This is a genomic window from Streptomyces sp. NPDC014733 (assembly GCF_043083385.1).
In the GTDB taxonomy this organism is placed as follows: Bacteria; Actinomycetota; Actinomycetes; order Streptomycetales; family Streptomycetaceae; genus Streptomyces.
The window spans coordinates 49,283-67,085 of the sequence record NZ_JBIBYO010000010.1 but is presented as its reverse complement, the minus strand read 5'-3'; the positions used below and the strand labels follow the sequence as shown (position 1 = coordinate 67,085).

The window sequence follows — 17,803 nt, the reverse complement described above, 5'->3', positions numbered from 1 at the left end:
ATGGGCGCCGGCGGGACGGAAGCGTCGGAGACGACCTACCGGGAGGAGATGCGCGAGGCTCTGCGGGAAGCCCTGGCCTCCGACGACCGCGTTTTCCTCATGGGCGAGGACGTCGGCCGTTACGGCGGATGCTTCGGCGTCAGCCTCGGCCTGCTGGAGGAGTTCGGCCCGGAACGCGTCCGCGACACCCCGCTGTCGGAGTCCGCGTTCGTCGGCGCAGGTATCGGCGCCGCCGTGTCCGGGATGCGGCCCATCGTCGAGATCATGACCGTCAACTTCAGCCTGCTCGCCCTCGACCAGATCCTCAACAACGCCGCCACGCTGCTGCACATGTCGGGCGGACAGTTGCCCGTGCCGCTGGTCATCCGCATGACGACGGGCGCCGGACGGCAGCTCGCCGCACAGCACTCGCACAGCCTGGAAGGCTGGTACGCGCACATCCCCGGCATCCGCGTCCTCGCCCCGGCCACGTTGGAGGACGCCCGTCACATGCTGGCCCCGGCGCTCGCCGACCCCGACCCGGTGCTGATCTTCGAGCACGGAAGCCTCTACAACGCGTCCGGCGTGCCCGCCCCGCCCACCACCGCCGTGGACCTGGACCACGCCGCGGTCCGCCGGTCCGGCACCGACGTCTCCCTGATCACGTACGGCGGTTCGCTGCCCAAGGTGCTCGCGGCGGCGGACGAGCTGACCACCGGAGGCATCGACGCCGAGGTGATCGACCTGCGCACGCTCCGGCCCCTGGACGACGCGGCGATCGGTGCCACCGTGGCCCGCACCCACCGCGCGGTGGTCATCGACGAGGCATGGCGCACCGGAAGCCTCGCCGCGGAGGTCTCCGCCCGCATCGCCGAGCGGTCGTTCTACGAATTGGACGCGCCTGTCGAGCGCGTGTGCAGCGCCGAAGTTCCCATCCCGTACGCCCGCCGGCTGGAGGAGGCCGCACTGCCACAGACCGCAGACGTCATCGCGGCCGTACACCGGGCGGTGGACTGAGCCATGGGCGAGTTCACCATGCCCTCCCTGGGCGCCGACATGGACGAGGGGACCCTCGTGGAGTGGCTGGTGGCCCCCGGTGACCGCGTCGGCAAGGGCGACCCGGTCGCGGTCGTCGAGACCGCGAAGTCCACGATCGAGGTGGAGTGCTTCGAGACGGGAATCATGGGCGAACCGCTCGTCGAAGTGGGCACGACCGTGCCGGTGGGCACACCGCTCGCGCTGGTCGAACCGGCGCCGCAGGAACCCGGGAAGACCGACGAGGCCGGGAAGCCCGGGAAGGAGCTGCCGGCCCGTCACGCACACGCACCGGAGCCACCGGAGCCCCCCGCACCGGCCGAACCCGCCCCGCCGCGGGCGCCGGTGCAGCCCGCGGCCCCGGACAGCGGGCTCGTCGAGGCAGGCCCCCTGGTCCGGCACCTCGCGGAGCGGAGCGGTATCGGTCCGGGGTCCCTCCACGGCTCCGGCCCCGGTGGACGTGTCACCCGGACCGACGTCGAGCAGGCGGCAGCCGCGACCGCTGCCCGGCCCGCGCGCGTGCGGGCCACCCCCCTCGCCCGCCGGCTCGCCGCCGAACTGGACGTCGACCTGGCAGCGGTGACCGGTACCGGCAAGGATCGCGCCGTCCGGGCCGCGGACGTGCGCAAGGCGGCCCCCGGTCCGGCCACCGCGCCGCCGTCTCCGTCCCGCGCCGCGACCGTACGTCCCTCGCGTTCCGCTCAGGACCGGGCGGCAGCGGCCCGCCGGGCGATCGCGGGCCTGATGACACGTGCCCACCGGGACATCCCCCACTACTATCTGTCCACCACCGTGGACATGGCCGCCGCCACGGAGTGGCTGCACGAGCGCAACCGGCGCAGCCCGGTCACCGAGCGGCTGCTCCCCGCGGCGGTGCTGCTCAAGGCGGCGGCTCTCGCAGCCCGTGAGGTACCGGAACTCAACGGCTTCTGGTCCGATGACCGGTTCACGGCGGGCGAGGGCGTACACCTCGGTGTCGCCGTGTCACTGCGCGGCGGAGGGCTCGTCGCCCCCGTTGTGCACGACGCCGACGCCCTCGGACTCCCGGGGCTGATGACGTCCCTGAAAGACCTGGTCGCACGCGCCCGCACGGGCAGGCTGCGCGGTTCCGAAGTGGTCGGCGCCACGATCACGGTCACCAACCTCGGTGATCAGGGAGTGGAAGCGGTCTTCGGCGTGATCCACCCGCCGCAGGTGGCCCTGGTCGGCTTCGGCCGGATCGCCGACCGGCCGCGCGCCGTCGACGGCTTGCTCGGCGTACGCCCTGTCGTCACCGCCACCCTGTCAGCGGACCACCGGGCCACGGACGGCGCCGTCGGCGCCCGCTACCTGGCCGTGGTCGACCGCCTCTTGCAGAACCCGGAGCAGCTGTGAACCACAAGGACGCACTCGACGTGGTCAAGGAATCGATCGCCGCCGTCATCCCCGGTGCCGACCTGGCGGCGCTGGGCCCCGAGGACAACTTCCGCGACGCACTGGAGATGGACTCGCTGGACTTCCTCAGCTTCATCGAGACGCTCAGCGAGCGCACCGGCATCCGCATCGACGACGAGGACACCACGCAGCTCACCACACTGTCCGGCAGCGCCGGTTTCCTCGTGGTCCGGACGGCGTGAGACGCCCCGGCCAACTGCCGGAACACCTGCCCGACCGGACCGCGACCGGCCGGCCCGTCCCTCGCCGCCGCCGTCCACCACGCAACTCCCCCTCCGAAAAACGTCGTTGCAGGGTGAGGGCGGTGATCGCGACGGCTGTTGCGTACCGTGCAGGTGGTTGGTCGGTAGCGGGCCGAGAGGGCGGTAAGAAGGCATGGACGTATACGAAGCCGTGGACACTCGCCGGGCTGTGCGGGCGTTCAGCGATGAGCCGGTGCCCAAGGAGATACTCGAACGCGTGCTGGCCGCAGCGACACGAGCGCCGTCCAGCGGGAACCTCCAGCCGTGGCACGTATACGTCGTCACCGGCGAGCCCTTGGCCGAACTGAAGAAGCGCGCCAGGGCAAGGGCATTGGCCGGCGATGCGGGTGACGAGCGGGAGTACCCGATGTACCCCGCCGAATTGTCCTCACCGTATCTGGACCGTTTCTCCGCCGCGGCCGCCCAGCGATACACGGCGCTGGGAATCGCGCGGGACGATCCCGGGCGGTCCAAAAAGATCACCGCCTTGAACACGGAGGCGTTCGGGGCGCCGGTTGCCCTGTTCTGCTACCTCGACCGTGCGATGGGCCCCGCGCAGTGGGGAGACGCAGGGATGTATCTGCAGACCGTCATGCTGCTGCTACGGGCGGAAGGGCTGCACAGCTGCCCGCAGATGATGTGGACGATGTATCGCACGACTGTCGCGCAGACAGTCGGAGCCGATGACGGACACACACTGTTCTGCGGTGTCGCAGTCGGATTCGAGAAGGAGGGTGTTCCCCCTCTGCGTACCGGGCGGGCGGGCATGAGGGAAACAGTGAGCTTCATCGGAGAATGACGGCCTCGCGGCTTCGACGGCGGCCGGCGGGCCAGCGGAGGCAAGCGGTGCGTTGTGGTCGGCACGCTCGGCCCGCTGCGCCGCCTGGCGGGCGATTTCGAGCGGCGCACCACCGACGCGAGGCGATGAACCACCGCGGTCGCCCACAGCCGTTCAACGAGCCGGCCGCGTTCGAAGCCGGCCCCGGCACCGTCGGCAGCGCTCACCGCGGGGCCCCGCCGTGGTGCGCACCGTCGGCGGGCAGCCGGTCCGCCACCGCCTGCGCCACCTGCGCCACGGTCGGATCGGCAGCGGTGTCCTCCTCCGCCAGCGGCACACCCCAGCGCTCCTGGAGGACGACGTACAACTCGGCGACGACGAGAGAGTCCAGATCCAGAGCGGCGAGCGTCACCTCGGGGCGGATCGCCGCGGCGTCCACCTCGAACTTGTCGGTGAGCACGGTCACGAGATGGTCGTAGACACGGTCCATGAGGGATTCCTCCGGTGCTCGGTGGGAGTGGTGCCGGGACCGGTACGCGGTTCCGGCGGGAGATCACAGGGGCGGGCCGCGGGCCACGTGAGGGCGACCGAAGCCCAGGTCAGGCCGCCGCCGAAGGCGGTCAGCAGGGTGGCCGTGCCGGGCTGCACCCGACGGCGGGCGGCGGTGGCGGCGAGGGCCAGCGGGAGGGATGCGGCGGCGGTGTTGCCGACGTCGCGGAGGTTGCCGTGGCAGCGGCTCGCCGGGATCCCGACGCGGTCGGCGACCGCGTCGAGGATGCGCTGGTTGGCCTGGTGGCCGATGAACGCCCCGACCACGTCCGGGGACCAGCCGGCCGCCGCCAGTACCGCGCGCGACGAGTCCGTCATCCGGCGCACCGCCTGCCCGTACACCTGCCGGCCCCGCATCCGGAAAGAGCGCTCCTCCCGGCTGGTGCGGCCTTCCGGATCGGGCCGTCGGGCGCCGCCGACCGCGATGGCGATGAGATCGGCGCCGCCGCCGTCCGCGCCCCAGTCGGTGGCGGCCAGCGCCCCCGGCTCGGCGCGGTCGCCGGGCCGCAGCAGTACCGCCCCGGCACCGTCCCCGAAAATCACTGCGGAGTCCCGGTCCAACGGGTCGACGATCCGGGAATACGTCTCGGCGCCGATCACCAGCGGCCGTGCGCAGACCCCGGTACGCACCAGGGAAGCGGCCACCGTCAGCCCGTAGAGGAATCCGGAGCAGACTGCCGACAGGTCGAAGGCGGGCACGGGTCCCAGCCCCAGCCGCTCCGCGACCTCCGGCGCGGTCGCCGGGCACCGCCGGTCGGGCGTGGTGGTCGCCACCAGCACCAGATCCGCCAGGGCCCCGGCGGACTCCTGTGCGGCCCGTCCCGCCGCCACCGCGAGATCACCGGTGCTGATGTCGTCCTCGGCCACCCGCCGCCGCGCTATCCCCGTGCGGGACCGGATCCATGCGTCGCTGGTGTTCAGCGACCCCCGGCGTTTGACGTCCTCGTTGGTCAACACCCGCGGCGGCAGACAACTGCCCAGACCGTCGAGGACAGCGGTGGGACGCGCCTTCGTCATGACGCACACTCCTCTGCTACGCGAAGATCAGCCGGATCCCGGGCGATGACGTCCCGCACCACCCGGCCGTCCACAGGCGGGCGGGGCCGTCGGCCGATCCCCGGTGGATGCCGTCCCCGCGGTCGTCCCGCACGACGGAAAAGATTCCGCCGGGCGTGTATCAACAGGCTGGTCGCGAGAACCCCCTGCGCGGAAACGACAGGAAAGATCCGTGGCGCCACACAGTCGTCGACCTCCGGGCTTTTCACGGTAGAGGCATGCATATCCCCGCCCCCTTTCCGGTGGATATCCGGTCGATGCCACGCCATTCAACACCGGGGTCCGAGAGCATGACCCCTGTCCCGCGAACGGAACTGTTGAAAAGGGTGAAGTCGCAGGTCGCCGCCCGCTCAGGGGCGTCCGTCGGGAGGAGTACTCGTCCGTATCCGCCGCAATACGGCATGTGCCGCCGGAACGTTACGGAAAGGGGTCAGGAGCTGCCGCATCCGGAGGGCGGCCTGATCCGCCGTGGCGGAGCGCAGTACGGCAAAATAATCGAGAAAGGAATTCCAGGAGGCGCAGGCTTCTTCCACATGTCCGAGCCCGACCAGGATTTCCCCGAGCTGGGCATGGCTGAGAGCCATTCCGCGATGGTCCGCCGCAGGCCGCCGCGCCAATGAGTTGGCCAGCGCGGTCCGCGCCGCGGGCAGATCACCGGTGTACCGCAGAACCTGCGATCGCTGGAACTCCAGCGAACCGGGAGCGTACGTGGCGAACGGCCCCGTCCCGTCGCCCGCCCCCGCGGCCAGCGCGGTCTCGGCGCGAGTCAGCGACACCCGCGCCGACCGGTGCCACCCGCACGCCGCCTGCGCCACCGCCAGCTGCGACAACAGAAACGCCCGGGCCGGGCCCCCGGACGCCCCGGGAGAGGCAGCTGCCACCTCGGCGGCGCGCAGCGCGTTCTTCCGGTGCCCGAGCGCCAGCCCCTGGGCGCTCAGCCCGCGCAGCACCACCGCACGAGCCGTGGTGTCACCGGACGCGTCCGCGAGCTGCAGCGCGGTCGTGAAGTGCTGCTGGGCGAGCCCGTGGACGGCGGCGTCCTGATGCATCCGCGCCAGCAGGAACGTCAGGCGCGACGCTTCCACCAGCAATCCCCGCCCCGGTGTGCGGTCACCCGGCTCCCGCAGCAACGGCGCGATGTCGTCCGTGAGATACGCCGCCAGCGACGACCGCGCCCCCTGCCCACCGTGTGCGTCGAAGGAGGCGGAGAAGAACTGCACCGCGAGCCGGACCACCCCGGGTCCCTCCTCGGCCCCGCCCGCAGTCTGCGGCCCCGTCATCGCTGACCGGGTGGACTGCACCAACTCCGCTTCCCGGTACGGGAGCAGCCGGGCCCCGGCCCGCCGCGCCGGATCGCTCTCCAGGCTGCACAGTTCGCTGAGGCGGGCCCCCACCGGCATACGGAACCCGCGCAGCCGATCACCCCACGCGCCGCCGGGGTCCGCCGCGAGCCCTGTGGCGGCGGGCGGGACGGCGCGCCCCAGCCGACGGGTGAACGCCTCGGCTATCAGATCAGGCACCGGCGGCGCGGGCCGCGTGCCGCTCAGCCAGTGCGCGACGGCCGTGCGGTCGTAGTGCAGTTCGACATCGATCTCCGCGGCGAGCGCATTGACCGTCCGGGCCAGCGCGGCCTGTGTCCAGCGGGCCTCACCGAGCAGCGCGCGCAGTCTTTCGTTCCGCCGACGCGACGGCCCCACCTACGGCTCCCGCCATCGCGCCGCCCGCACCCGGTCGGCGATCTTTTCCGGGGAATGGAAGGGGAGCCCAACGAACCCGCCGGGTCCGGCAGAGGGCGCGAAGTGCGGTAATCCGACCGAGTGCAGAAAGGGCATGAAGAGTGCCACCCCATAACGAGGAAAGCTGCCGTCCCGCAGGATGCCCGTCCGTCCGTATCGCTCCGTGACGGTTCCACCGGAACATTTCCGAGGTGGTCTTGCGGTGTCCGTGGAGCACCCTTGCGATGCGTTCAGCCGTAGACAGGAGCTGTGTGCCAAAGGAACCATGAAACGGGCCGAAGCGGAACGCCTGCTCGCAGCGGGAGGCGTGAAAGTGTTGAAAGCCGCTGCGCGGTGCCGGCATACGCGCCGGGAGTGTCCTTTCGGAGCGACCAGTGGGCGAGAGAGGCCGTTATGACTCCCGCGCCACCCCAGCCGTATACAGGCGGCCTGCCGGCGGAGGCTGACCCGGGCGGTCACTGATCTGGCCGGGCTGTCAACGTCCCCGGCGGCGCCCGGGGTCTGCGCCTGCGCCACGACCGCGCCTCGGTGGCCCGTTGGCTCGGCGGCGTCCGCCCCCGGCCACCGGTCGCTCACCTTGTCGGTCAGGTCTCGGGCAGCGGCTCGGTCGCCGGGGCACCCTTCAGCGCACGGGGTCCGCCGGGCCGTCCGTGCGCATCTGCACGCCGGGCGCGCGGTGGCCGGTGCCGACTTATTGCGCAACGGATCCGCTTTTCGGCCCGGACGCGCCCCCGCGCGGCACACCTCGCACACCCTCTTCCGGCGATGTGCCGTGCCGGAGGACGGGCACGAGCCGGTATCCGCGGGGGCGCATTCAACACGTTCACGGTATCGCGGCCCTGCGGGGCTTTCGGAGCGGTGCCCGGTGAAACAGGATGAAAGCGCTCGGACGGCCCGCCACCGCAGAGAGCTTTCGTTCACCTTGCTGCGGTGTGCCGGCGAAATGAGGAACAGCCCTGGCGACGACGGCCGCCAGGATATGACGGCGTCACACCCGCACGGGATACCTGAATTCTCCTCGGCAGCCCGCAAGAGGGTTTCTTCGACGGTGAGTTCGGAGAGTCTGCCCCGCTCACTCTCCCCGGGGCGCGGCCCCGCGGATGAGGGACGGTATCGACGAACTGCGCCCGCGCCTCCTCGGTCATCGGACGGCACCGGCGTGCCTTCCGGCGGCTCGGGCGAAGACCGGGGCGCCGCCGCCCCCTTGGCGGGCGGTTAACAGGGGCCTTTCCCGTCAGCTTCTTCGACACATGCCTTGGAGGTCATCGGTGGTATCGGCACATCGGCCGAACCAGCTTCTGCGGGGGCTTCTGGCCGAGGCCCGCTGGAGCGCTGCCGAGCTGGCAAGGGAGGTGAACCGGGCAGGAGGCGAGACCGGGCTCACACTGAGCTTCGACCGCTCGACAGTTTCCCACTGGCTCTCGGGTACCCGTCCCCGCGGTGCCACACCTCAGCTGATCGCCGAAGCCCTGTCCCGCCGCCTCGACCGACCCGTCTCACTCGCCGAGGCCGGTCTGTCCCCGGCACCTGCCCAGGCACGGTCCGTCGTCGGCCCGCCGGGCGCCATGAGCGACGAGGACATCGGCGAAACGCTTCGGCGGCTTGCCGGGCCACCACTCGGCGGCAAGGCCCCGACCCCACGGGACCGCTTCGCCTACCAGGTGACCTCACTCGATGTTCCGGGCCTTGACTTCTCCGTCCTGTCGAGACCCGTGGCCCGGCGCAGGCCCGAGCGGGGTCCGACGCGGGGCCGCGCAGTGGACAGGTTCGAGGTCGACGTCACCGTGGCCGTCGCCGAGATCTTCCACCGCTCCGACGCCGCCTTCGGAGGCGGCCACGGACGCCGGGCCCTGGCCGGCTACATCGCCGCGGAGCTCGGGCCGAAACTACGCCGCCCCGCCACGCCCGAGCTGCGCCGCAGGCTCCTGTCCGTGGTCGGCCAGCTCATCTGTCTCTGCGCATTCATGCATTTCGACGACAACCTTCACGCCACCGCGCAGCACTACTACCTCACAGCCCTGCGGCTGGCCGCGGAGAACAACGCACCGCTGGAGTACGCCTTCGCGCTGTGCGGATTGTCCGTCCAGGCGGACGCGCTGGGGCACCGGCGGAAAGCTCTGGCCCTGGCCGAGACCGCAGCTGCCACGTTCTGCGCCCATCCCGTCCACGGCGCCTTCCTCCACGGCCAACTTGCCGTCGCCCATGCGCGCAACCACTCCCGCCACGAGGCATTCCAGGCCCTGGCCGAGGCCGAGCACCTGCTGAGCCGCGCCACGAGCCTCGTGGACACGGTGGTGGGGCGGTACCACCAGGCATCCCTTCTCCGCCAAGAGGCCGTTGTCCGGGAGGCGTTCGACGACCGCGCAGGCGCACTCAAGGCGCTCGAAAGCTCACTGCGGCAGCGTCCACCGGAAGAACGCCGCTCCCATGCCCTCACCCTGGCGGAGATCGGACGGCTACAGGCGCAGACCGGTCACCTCTCGGAAGCCCTCCGCACCTGGCACCGATTCGTGAACGCGTGCCCGGCACTGACCGCCGGCCGGATCGACGCCGCGCTCACCGACGTCCGCGGCCAACTGCGTTCCTACTCCCACAACATCCACGCTCGCACCCTGCTCCAGCGCATCGCCCACCTGACCAGCCAGTCGGGCCCGGGGCCTGCTTGACCAACGCCCATGCGCCGCCGACGAGCAGCAGGGAGCACCGCGTGGAACGCACCGCGGCGACAGCGTGCGGGCGGCGCGCGCATGGACCGGTCCGCAGGTGAGCGGCTCACCGTGTCTCGTAGAGGCGTTTGTGGCCGCTGACACCGGCCAAGCGGTAGGGCCCGGTGGTCTGTGCCGGCGTGCTGTGGTCGCCGCCGTCGGCCGGCAACGACCACGCGTGCAGTGCGCGGTAGCCGGCGTGGTCGAGGGGCCTGCGCCGGGCGATCACTTCGTGGTTCGCCCCGGTGCGCAGGTGCGTGCGGTACCCGGCGGCGACGGTGCCGGCGAAGAACTCGGCGACACTGCCGGAGCCGTAGCTCAGGAAGGCGAGGGGCCGGTCGGTCAGATCGTCGGCCTGGTCGAGCAGCGTGGCCAGGCCGAGGTACATCGACGCGGTGTAACTGTTCCCGATGACGGCGTTGTAGGCCGTGGTCCGGCCGAGGTCGCGCTCCAGCGTGTCCCGGTCGGCGGGGCGCCCGCAGAGGCTCAGCAGGTGGCGGTGGGCCTTGTAGGCCATCTTCGTGAACGGCTGGTGGTAGACGAACGCGGCGAACTCCTCCCAGGAGCGGCCGCCCTGCTTCGTATAGTCCTTCCAGGCACCTTCGACGGCCCGAAGATAGGCGCCGACGGACTCCCGCCCGTTGACCAGAGCGGCCTCGCGGTAGTTCGGCCGCCAGAAGTCCATGACATCGGCCGTGAACAGGCCCGACGGCTCCTCGATGCGTACCAGGGCGGGGTCGGCGCCGACCAGCATCGCCGCCGCGGCTGCACCCTGAGTCGCCTCACCCGGGCTGTCCGGTTCGTACGTGGAGACGTCGCTGGCGATCACCAGAACCTGCTGGGAGGGGTCACGCCGTATCAGGCCGATGGCGAACTGCAGGGCTGCCGTCGCGGCATAGCATGCCTGCTTCATCTCGACGACCCGGCAGGACGGCACCAGCCCGATCAGGGAGTGCACGTACACACCGGCCGACTTCGCCTGGTCGATCGACGACTCCGTCGCGAACACGACCGTGCGGATCCGGTCTTTGCCGCACCGGTCGACGAGGGGCGCGGCGGCCGTCGCGCCCATGGTCACGATGTCCTCGTCGGCGGCCGGCACGCTCATCGACTGCTGGCCGATGCCCACGTGGTACTTGGCGACATCGGTGCCGTTGTGCGCGGCGAGGGCCGTGTGCGGCAGGACGAATTCGGTGCTGGCGAAGGACAGGTCGTGGATTCCGATGGGAAGGGACATGGTCAGGCACCAGCCTCTGAGGTCGTCCGGTCGCGTTCCAGCTGGACATGGGCGCGCATGAGTTCACCCGGGTTGGTCTGTGCGGCGAGCAGCGAGAGTTCGCCGCACAGCACCGTGGCCGCCGCGAGGACCGCCAGCCGGCGCGCGTTCTCCCCCGGTTCGCGGGCGTCCCGGCAGCCGAGCCGGGCCAGGGCCGTCTCCACGAAGCCGAGCCCTTTGCCGTGGCCGACGGTGCCCACGATCAGGTTCGGGAGCGTGCAGGAGAAATAGAGGTCGCCGTCGCGGTCCTCGGCCGTGGTGACGCCCTGCGACCCCTCGACGATGTTGGCCGCGTCCTGGCCGGTCGCCACGTAGAACCCGAGCAGCATGTTCGCGTAGTGGGCGTTGGCCGAACGGACGCCGCCGGCGAGCAGGGTCCCGAGCAGGTTCTTGCGGATGTTCAGTTCGGCGATCCCGGCGGCTGTCGTGCGCAGGACGCGACGTACCACGTCACGTGGTACGAGCAGCTCCGTGACCACGTTCTTGCCGCGTCCGAGGATGCCGTTGATCGCAGTGGCTTTCTTGTCCGTGCAGTAGTTTCCCGAGACCGATCCGTAGGAGATGCCGGGAACGGTCTTCAGCAGGTGTTGCAGGAGCGCGTCGGAGGCGAGCGTCACCATGTTGTGTCCGGCGGCGTCGCCGGTGGCGAACTCGAAGCGGAGGAACAGGAGGTTGGCGTTGATCTCGTGCCGGATGCCGATCAGCCGGGCGAACCTGCTGCAGCCGCGTACCACCTGCTGCAGTTCGTCGGTCCGCGTCCGGAGGGTCCGCGCGGCGGCGAGTGCGGTCTGCGCGTCGGCCGCCTCGACCAGCACCGAGCGCGTCATCCGCTCGTCGGTCAGCGTGGCGACGATGCCCCGCTCGGTCAGCATGGAGACTTTTGCCCCGCGGCCCACGGAGGGCCACAGCGGCGACTCGTAGGTGGCGAGCGGAACCTGCGTCTCGGTGGTGGCGACGTTCCCGGAAATGCGCAGCGGCCCCACCCACCGCATCGGGACTCCGGCTGTGGGATGTGTGTCGGTCATCGTGTGTTGTCCGTCATCTCGTGGAGGATTTCGGTGGAGCCGGACCGCTGGGCGAGCCGCCGTGTGTCGATGCCCCGGTCGGCGCAGAAGGAGCGAAGCTCACCGTGGATCAGCAGATCGCAGCGGGTGAGGTCGGCGGGGGTACGTGCGCCGAGCAGGGTCTGCAGCGCCGCGAGCTGATCCCGCCAGGTCGTGATCTGCGCGATCAGCGGCGCGACGCCGCCGTCGAGCAGGGTGCGCAGAAACCCGGCGGACGCTCCTACCGCGCGGGCGCCCAGCGCCAGTGCGCGGGCCGCGTCGAGCGGGTGGCGGACGCCGCCGGAGGCGAGGACGGGGATGCCGACGCCCTGCGCGTCCAGGAGGCAGGCGGCGGTGGACTGCCCCCAGCCGTGCAGAAAGGCGTAGTCGGCGAGGTCCCGGCGGCCGTTCTCGATGCGGGCGAAATCCGTGCCGCCGCGACCGCTGACATCCGCCGCCCCTACGCCGAGGTTCCGCAGCGCCAGGACGGTCCGGCGACTCAGCCCGTTGCCGACTTCCTTGACGATGACGGGAACACCGGCCGTCGCCGCGATCTTCTCGATGCGCGGGCCCCAGGACGAGAACGACCGGTCGCCTTCCGGCATCGCCGTCTCCTGCGCCGCGTTGAGGTGGATCTGGAGCGCGTTCGCCTCCAGCAGGTCGACGGCGCGACGTGCGTGGTCGACCGAGGTGGTGGCGTTGACGTTCGCCATGACGAACCCGTTCGGGTTCTCCGTGCGCAGCACGCGGAATGTGTCGGCGCACGACGGATCCTTGACGTAGGCGTTCATGGAACCCGACGCGATGGGCACCCCGGTCTCCCGGGCGGCTATGGCCAGATCCCGGTTGATGGCACCGGTCTTGACGCTGCCGCCGGTCATCGCGTTGATGTAGACCGGCACCTCCCAGGCGATACCGGCGAAGGCTGTCCCCAGGAGCACGTCCGGCCGATCGATACCGGCCAGGGCGTGGTGGACGAACGACACCTCGTCGAACTGGTTGCGTCCGCTGTGCGCGTGGTACTGCTCAAGGGCGAGCCGAACGTGGTCGTCCTTGCGTTGGGCACTCATTCCGTGACCCCTTCCACGGCGGGACAGAGGGACAAGGGCAGCACCCCTGCCGTCCTCCACCGCTGCCGTACGTAGGCGATGTCCCGTGCCGCCCCGGCGTCCAGCAAGGCGATCCCGCAGTCGCCGCCTCCGGCCCCGGAGGGCTTGGCCGCACCCCCGATCGCCTCGACGGTGTCGCACAGCGCCGTCAGCGCGGGCGTGAAAATGCCGATTCCGGCCTCGTCGTCCAGGCGGGCCAGCTCGCGGCGGGCCCGGCGGATCTGCCGCAGCAGACCCGCACGGTCGCCGGTCCCGAGGGCGGCGACCGCGGAGCGCACACAGTCGGACGTCGCCTCCACGAACCTGCGGTGGGAGGGGCTGCCCCGCCAGTGACGGCGGGGCAGCCCGGCCACCAGGGAGGCGGTGGAGGCAGGTTCTCCGGTCCAGCCGATCTCCAGCGACAGGCCGTCGGGCGGCGTCAGCCGACGCACCGCGTGACCCGGCAAGGAGGCACCCAGCATCCTGCCGATCCCCAGCCGCCGGGCCACGTCGAGGACGAAGGCCCGGTCAGGTGCCTGGTAGGCGAGCCACCCTCCCCACGTACTGGCGGCCAGATCTCCGCCGGACGCCCAGGGATCGAGCTGCGCGGTGGCGAGCAGGGACAGCCGGAAGCGGGCGTTGCGCGACAGCTCCAGCCCGCAGAAGGACGCCACGGCCGCGACGGTCGCCACGGTCACCGCGCCACTGGACCCCAGACCCAGCTTCCTGCCGTCCTCGTGCAGCCGGCTGCTGACCGAGACGTCCATCGCCGGCAGCGCCAGGCCGCGTTCGGCCAGCAACCGGCCCACGGTCTCGATCGCCGACACGACGTGGGCCACGGCGCTGCGCACCTGCCGCTCGTCCTCCGCGGCGGAGGTGACGAGCCGCCCGTCGCGCCACCACCATTCCACCGAGCGGTGACCGAGGTCGGAGGAGATCACGACATCGGCCACGGCGGAGCCGCGGGGGATGCCGGCCACGGCTACGGTGGCCTGCCGGTCGACCGCCACCAGGATCGCCGGGTTCCCCGGCTCCATCACCGCGTACTCGCCGAGCACGAACACCTTGCCCGGCGCACACCGGATGACCGTGCGCCGCCGGGCCGTCATGAGCCCTCGCTCAACAGGCGGGCCCCGGGCCCCGGCCCGGCGACGAAGACCGTTGCCTGCGGGGCGGCGACACGGACGGCCTCGGCCACCTGTTCCGCGTCCGCCCGGTGGCAGAGCACCTTCACGTTCGGCCCGGCGTCCATCGTCGAGTAGGCCGCGACGCCGTCCCGCCGGAGCTGGAGAACGCAGTCGAGCACGGCGATCGTGTCCGGCGACAGATACCGCACCGCTGGGCGCGCCGCCAGCATCGCCGCGTGCATACCGAGCGCGTTGCGTTCGGCGATGTCACCCACCGCGGCGAGGTCGCCCCGCTGCAGCGCCGCCCGCATCGTGTCAAGGTCGCCCCTGCTGGCGGCGGCCCAGGGCCGGAACAGCGGCGACGTGGCGACCGTGCGGCGCATCGCCTCCCGGCTGGAGACGGCCTTGGCTCCGGAGTCGACCACGGCGACGACCAGCGCCGGGTCGAGGTCCGCCGCGGGTACCGGCTCGGCGTACGAAGCGAGGTCCGCCTCCTCGGCCGCGTCGGTGTCCCGACCGGCGTGCCAGACGGCGAAGCCGCCGAACACCGAACGGGAGGCAGACCCGGAGCCGCGACGCGCCAGACGGGACAGCGCGGTGGGGTGGAGCCGGAGCCCGTACGCGGCAGTGGCGGCGACGGCGAGCGCGGCGAAACCACTGGCGGAGGACGCCAGGCCCGCCCCGGTGGCAACGGTGTTGCTGGTGTCCACCACTGCGCGCCGGTCCCGTCCGGCGATCTCCCGCACCAGCTCCAGGAACGCGGTGACGCGGTGCAGTGCCTCGTCCGTCGCCGGTGCCCCGTTGAGGGTGACCCTGTCGCGCGTGAGTGAGGGATCGAGCCGGACCCATGTGGTCGTCGGGAAGACGTCCAGCGTCATCGACAGGCTGGACGTCCAGGGGAGAACGAGGCGCTCGTCGCGCTTGCCCCAGTACTTGACCAGCGCGATGTTCGGGTGTGCGAGGGCGAGGGCGCTACGCCCGGGGCCAGGTGTCAGCAGCCGGAGCGTGCCGACGGCCGGGGTGTCACCGCGCATGTCCGTCACCCCCCTTCAGCGGTACGGCCCAGGTGCGGACGGCGCCCGCGTCGTGCAGTTGCCGGATCACCTGCCGGGCCGATCCGAACGGGGTCTGCGCGATCACACAGCCGCCGAGCCCGCCCCCGGTGATCTTCGCTCCGGAACTGCCGGCCGTCAGCGCCGCCTCCACCAGAGCGTCGGTCCGATCGGTGCTGAGACCGGCGGCGCGGAGCAGCTCGTGGTAGTCCGTGAGCCGCGCGCCGAGATCCCCGGACCTGCCGTCGGCGAGGGCCGCCCTCCCCGCCTCGGCCAGCTCCGACGCCCGGCGCACGAAACGTTCCCGTGCGCCGCTACGGCCTCGGAACCCCTCACGCAACAGCTCGACGGCGTCCTTGGTACTGCCCGGGACGCCGCTGTCCGCGATGAGGAACAGGCTGTCGCAGCCGATGCGCAGTTCCTCGGTCCGGCCCTCCTGGAACAGCAAGGGCCGGGACGCGCCGACGGTCTTTGCGTCCACGCCGCTGGCCCGGCCGTGCGTCATGTTCTCGGCCGTCTGCACCAGGTCGTACGTCGTGCTCTCAGGCAGCTCGCGGCCGAAGAGATCGGCAAGCGCGAGCGCGACCGCGCGGGCGCTCGCGGCGCTGGAGCCGAGCCCCCGGGCCGACGGGATCGCACCGTCGAGGAGCACGTCGAGGTGCGCCGCGTCTGCCGCACCTATGTGCGCCCCGAATTCCGTGGCCAACCTGCGCAGGCCGGCAACGGACGTGGTCACGGATGCCTGCGACGGAGAACCGGTCACCGTGCAGGACAGGCCGCGCGGACCGTCGGAAGGCCGCGACGACCACCCGATGCTTGCCGTGACCACGAGCTGCGGAACCGGAAGAGCGAGCGCAGGCGCCCCGTGGACGACGGCATGCTCGCCCAGCAGAATGGCCTTGGCATGAGCGCGCCCGACGCCGACCGAGCAGGCTCGACGCCTTTCCGGTACCCGGTCCGCCGAGGTAAGCGGAGTCCACATACTCAGCCCCCTTCGCCTTTCTGCGGGGAGAACGCCGGTGTCGGCGCACAGCGCACGCGGACCGCGAGCAGCGCGGACCACATGGGGCCGTCGAAGAATTTCGGTGTCGCAGGTCATGACGTGCGCCTCGTCGCGGTGTCGGCGAACTCGCGGAGGAGCGGCCGGGCGTCGGGGTGGATGTCAGGTGCGGAGGCGAGCGCCTGGAGCGCGCGCTCGCGCCGCTTGGCGATCATCTCCTCGACCTGGGCGCGGGCACCGGTGGCGGTCAGGACGGAGCGGACCGTGTCCGCTTCCGCCTCGGTCAGATGCGGGTTGCCGAGCAGACGGTGGAGGGTGTCCGCCTGACCGGGCGACGCCTCGCGCAGGGCGAGAGCGGCCAGCACGGTGTGTTTGTCCTCGCGCAGGTCCTCCAGGCGGGACTTGCCGGTGCTCGCCGGGTCGCCGAAGACCCCGAGCAGGTCGTCGCGCAGCTGGAATGCCTCGCCCAGAGGCATGCCGTAGGCGGACAGGTGCTCCAACAGGGACGGCGAAGCGCCGGCGAGTGCGGCACCGATGTGCAAGGGGCGCTCGACGGTGTACTTGGCGGTCTTGTAGCGGATGATCGCCAGGGCACGCGCCAGACCCGGCGTGGTCTCTCCGGTGGCGGTGACATCCAGGTACTGGCCGTAGATCACCTCGGTGCGCATGGCGTCCATCACCGGGAGCACGGCGTCGAGGTGACGGGAGGTGAGTCCCGCGGTGTGGAGGAGTTCACTGCTCCAGACCAGAGCGAGATCGCCGATGAGAAGGGCGCAGGAGACCCCCAGGCGTTCGGCGAGCGGGCCGGGGCGACGGGCCGCGTACTGCTGGGCCAGGGCGCGGTGCACCGTGGGCGCGCCGCGGCGGGTGGTGCTGTTGTCCATGATGTCGTCGTGGATGAGGCAGAACGCGTGGAACATCTCCAGCGCGGCCGCCACCCGCACCACCGGCGGCGGTGGCGGCGTGCCGGTGGCCGCCTGCCAGCCGAGCCCGCACAGGGCGGGCCGCAGCCGCTTCCCTCCGGCTGCCAGGAACTCCTTCAGCACCTGGGCGGCCTGCCCCGGAAGGCGGCGGGTCGCGGCAGCCGCCGCCTTGCTCTGGAAAAACCGGCGGAGCATGGTGTCGACATCACGGCGCAGCTCTTCCAGGTCCAGCTGCCCGGGCACGAGGGTGTCGGGGTCGCGGGCGGTCACGGCGGTACTCCTGTCTCTGGCGTTTCGGGGACTGCCTGTGCGATCTGCGGGTGCGGCTTCGTCGAGGTCTCTCACCTGCGGTCGAGCAGGTCCTACCACCGCTGGATCACTGGTGATTGGCCCGCGTCCAGTGGCCGCACAGGTCAGCCGGTTCGTGACGCGTACCGGATCGCTGGGGTGCCGCGAGGTCTCCCCGGCGTCGCAGTGGTCATCGTCGAAGGAGCAGGGAGAGAAGTTCAGCTTCGATTCCCACAGCAGGTGGTCGTACACGCCGTGGGGGTGGAAACAGCCAGCCAATTTCCCGCAGTTCATGCGGGGCAACCGGTCGGTCTCGTCGCTCGTGCGGGCTGTCCCGGTCCGTTCCACCCATTCCAGGGCCGGTTGGTCAAGCTCTTCCCGGCGGGGACGGACCGCGGACGGTGTCGGATACCGCAAGGGCGGGAATTCCACCGTTTCAGGTACAGCAGAAAAACTTGGCCCATAAGGATCAAGCATTTTCCCCACTCCTCC

At 71.4% G+C, this 17,803-nt stretch carries 15 protein-coding genes; 5 read left to right on the top strand and 10 right to left on the bottom strand.

The features are described 5' to 3' along the window. From ACF1BH_RS22110 to ACF1BH_RS22095, 4 genes are all read left to right on the top strand, one after another. A complete protein-coding gene (locus tag ACF1BH_RS22110; protein ID WP_391644679.1) occupies positions 1 to 996 on the top strand; it encodes an alpha-ketoacid dehydrogenase subunit beta in 996 nt (331 codons plus the stop codon). Positions 997 to 999: 3 nt separating this feature from the next. Further along, the gene (locus tag ACF1BH_RS22105) at positions 1,000 to 2,388 is read left to right on the top strand and encodes a dihydrolipoamide acetyltransferase family protein (protein WP_391644677.1); all 1,389 of its coding nucleotides are present in this window, start codon (positions 1,000 to 1,002) and stop codon (positions 2,386 to 2,388) included. Further along, complete coding sequence (locus ACF1BH_RS22100; RefSeq protein WP_391644675.1) at positions 2,385 to 2,630, top strand: acyl carrier protein; 246 nt, start codon at positions 2,385 to 2,387, stop codon at positions 2,628 to 2,630. Before ACF1BH_RS22105 ends, ACF1BH_RS22100 begins: the two co-directional genes overlap by 4 nt. A gap of 193 nt (positions 2,631 to 2,823) precedes the next feature. Continuing rightward, the gene (locus ACF1BH_RS22095) at positions 2,824 to 3,489 is read left to right on the top strand and encodes a nitroreductase (protein ID WP_391644673.1); all 666 of its coding nucleotides are present in this window, start codon (positions 2,824 to 2,826) and stop codon (positions 3,487 to 3,489) included. A gap of 202 nt (positions 3,490 to 3,691) precedes the next feature. On the opposite strand, the gene ACF1BH_RS22090 is transcribed toward ACF1BH_RS22095, so the two are convergent. The 3 genes from ACF1BH_RS22090 to ACF1BH_RS22080 all read right to left on the bottom strand — a co-directional run bounded on the left by ACF1BH_RS22090 (position 3,692) and on the right by ACF1BH_RS22080 (position 6,770). Continuing rightward, positions 3,692 to 3,958, bottom strand: a complete 267-nt coding sequence (locus ACF1BH_RS22090) for an acyl carrier protein (RefSeq protein ID WP_391644671.1) — start codon at positions 3,956 to 3,958, stop codon at positions 3,692 to 3,694. After that, a complete protein-coding gene (locus ACF1BH_RS22085; protein WP_391644669.1) occupies positions 3,931 to 5,034 on the bottom strand; it encodes a beta-ketoacyl-ACP synthase 3 in 1,104 nt (367 codons plus the stop codon). The genes ACF1BH_RS22090 and ACF1BH_RS22085 overlap by 28 nt, the downstream gene beginning before the upstream one ends. A gap of 389 nt (positions 5,035 to 5,423) precedes the next feature. After that, the gene (locus ACF1BH_RS22080; protein ID WP_391644667.1) at positions 5,424 to 6,770 is read right to left on the bottom strand and encodes a hypothetical protein; all 1,347 of its coding nucleotides are present in this window, start codon (positions 6,768 to 6,770) and stop codon (positions 5,424 to 5,426) included. Between the two features lie 1,391 nt (positions 6,771 to 8,161). Here ACF1BH_RS22080 and ACF1BH_RS22075 point away from each other — a divergent pair. Continuing rightward, positions 8,162 to 9,475 carry a hypothetical protein gene (locus ACF1BH_RS22075; RefSeq protein WP_391644665.1) on the top strand — a complete coding sequence of 438 codons (1,314 nt, stop codon included), beginning with the start codon at positions 8,162 to 8,164 and terminating at the stop codon, positions 9,473 to 9,475. A gap of 106 nt (positions 9,476 to 9,581) precedes the next feature. Here the strand turns inward: ACF1BH_RS22075 and ACF1BH_RS22070 are convergent, their stop codons facing one another. From ACF1BH_RS22070 to ACF1BH_RS22040, 7 genes are all read right to left on the bottom strand, one after another. Beyond that, on the bottom strand, positions 9,582 to 10,751 hold the full coding sequence (locus tag ACF1BH_RS22070; protein ID WP_391644663.1) for a hydroxymethylglutaryl-CoA synthase: 1,170 nt from the start codon (positions 10,749 to 10,751) through the stop codon (positions 9,582 to 9,584). Positions 10,752 to 10,753: 2 nt separating this feature from the next. After that, positions 10,754 to 11,815 (bottom strand): hydroxymethylglutaryl-CoA reductase, encoded by a 1,062-nt coding sequence (locus tag ACF1BH_RS22065; RefSeq protein ID WP_391644661.1) that lies wholly within the window; start codon positions 11,813 to 11,815, stop codon positions 10,754 to 10,756. Then, a complete protein-coding gene (fni, locus tag ACF1BH_RS22060) occupies positions 11,812 to 12,903 on the bottom strand; it encodes a type 2 isopentenyl-diphosphate Delta-isomerase (RefSeq protein ID WP_391644659.1) in 1,092 nt (363 codons plus the stop codon). Before fni ends, ACF1BH_RS22065 begins: the two co-directional genes overlap by 4 nt. Continuing rightward, positions 12,900 to 14,030: a phosphomevalonate kinase gene (locus ACF1BH_RS22055; RefSeq protein ID WP_391644657.1), complete on the bottom strand. Its 1,131-nt coding sequence runs from the start codon at positions 14,028 to 14,030 to the stop codon at positions 12,900 to 12,902. Before ACF1BH_RS22055 ends, fni begins: the two co-directional genes overlap by 4 nt. Then, positions 14,027 to 15,082 (bottom strand): diphosphomevalonate decarboxylase, encoded by a 1,056-nt coding sequence (gene mvaD / locus ACF1BH_RS22050; RefSeq protein WP_391644655.1) that lies wholly within the window; start codon positions 15,080 to 15,082, stop codon positions 14,027 to 14,029. The genes ACF1BH_RS22055 and mvaD overlap by 4 nt, the downstream gene beginning before the upstream one ends. Next, a complete protein-coding gene (gene mvk, locus ACF1BH_RS22045) occupies positions 15,072 to 16,082 on the bottom strand; it encodes a mevalonate kinase (RefSeq protein ID WP_391644931.1) in 1,011 nt (336 codons plus the stop codon). The genes mvaD and mvk overlap by 11 nt, the downstream gene beginning before the upstream one ends. Before the next feature lie 113 nt (positions 16,083 to 16,195). Continuing rightward, on the bottom strand, positions 16,196 to 17,293 hold the full coding sequence (locus ACF1BH_RS22040) for a polyprenyl synthetase family protein (protein WP_391644653.1): 1,098 nt from the start codon (positions 17,291 to 17,293) through the stop codon (positions 16,196 to 16,198). Positions 17,294 to 17,803: the final 510 nt, after the last annotated feature.

Bases quoted from the DNA above. Each gene is read 5' to 3' on its own strand.
- ACF1BH_RS22110 (WP_391644679.1), top strand. From the start codon at position 1: ATGGGCGCCGGCGGGACGGAAGCGTCGGAGACGACCTACCGGGAGGAG.
- ACF1BH_RS22105 (WP_391644677.1), top strand. From the start codon at position 1,000: ATGGGCGAGTTCACCATGCCCTCCCTGGGCGCCGACATGGACGAGGGG.
- ACF1BH_RS22095 (WP_391644673.1), top strand. From the start codon at position 2,824: ATGGACGTATACGAAGCCGTGGACACTCGCCGGGCTGTGCGGGCGTTC.
- ACF1BH_RS22090 (WP_391644671.1), bottom strand. From the start codon at position 3,958: ATGGACCGTGTCTACGACCATCTCGTGACCGTGCTCACCGACAAGTTC.
- ACF1BH_RS22085 (WP_391644669.1), bottom strand. From the start codon at position 5,034: ATGACGAAGGCGCGTCCCACCGCTGTCCTCGACGGTCTGGGCAGTTGT.
- ACF1BH_RS22070 (WP_391644663.1), bottom strand. From the start codon at position 10,751: ATGTCCCTTCCCATCGGAATCCACGACCTGTCCTTCGCCAGCACCGAA.
- ACF1BH_RS22065 (WP_391644661.1), bottom strand. From the start codon at position 11,815: ATGACCGACACACATCCCACAGCCGGAGTCCCGATGCGGTGGGTGGGG.
- fni (WP_391644659.1), bottom strand. From the start codon at position 12,903: ATGAGTGCCCAACGCAAGGACGACCACGTTCGGCTCGCCCTTGAGCAG.
- ACF1BH_RS22055 (WP_391644657.1), bottom strand. From the start codon at position 14,030: ATGACGGCCCGGCGGCGCACGGTCATCCGGTGTGCGCCGGGCAAGGTG.
- mvaD (WP_391644655.1), bottom strand. From the start codon at position 15,082: ATGCGCGGTGACACCCCGGCCGTCGGCACGCTCCGGCTGCTGACACCT.
- mvk (WP_391644931.1), bottom strand. From the start codon at position 16,082: ATGTGGACTCCGCTTACCTCGGCGGACCGGGTACCGGAAAGGCGTCGA.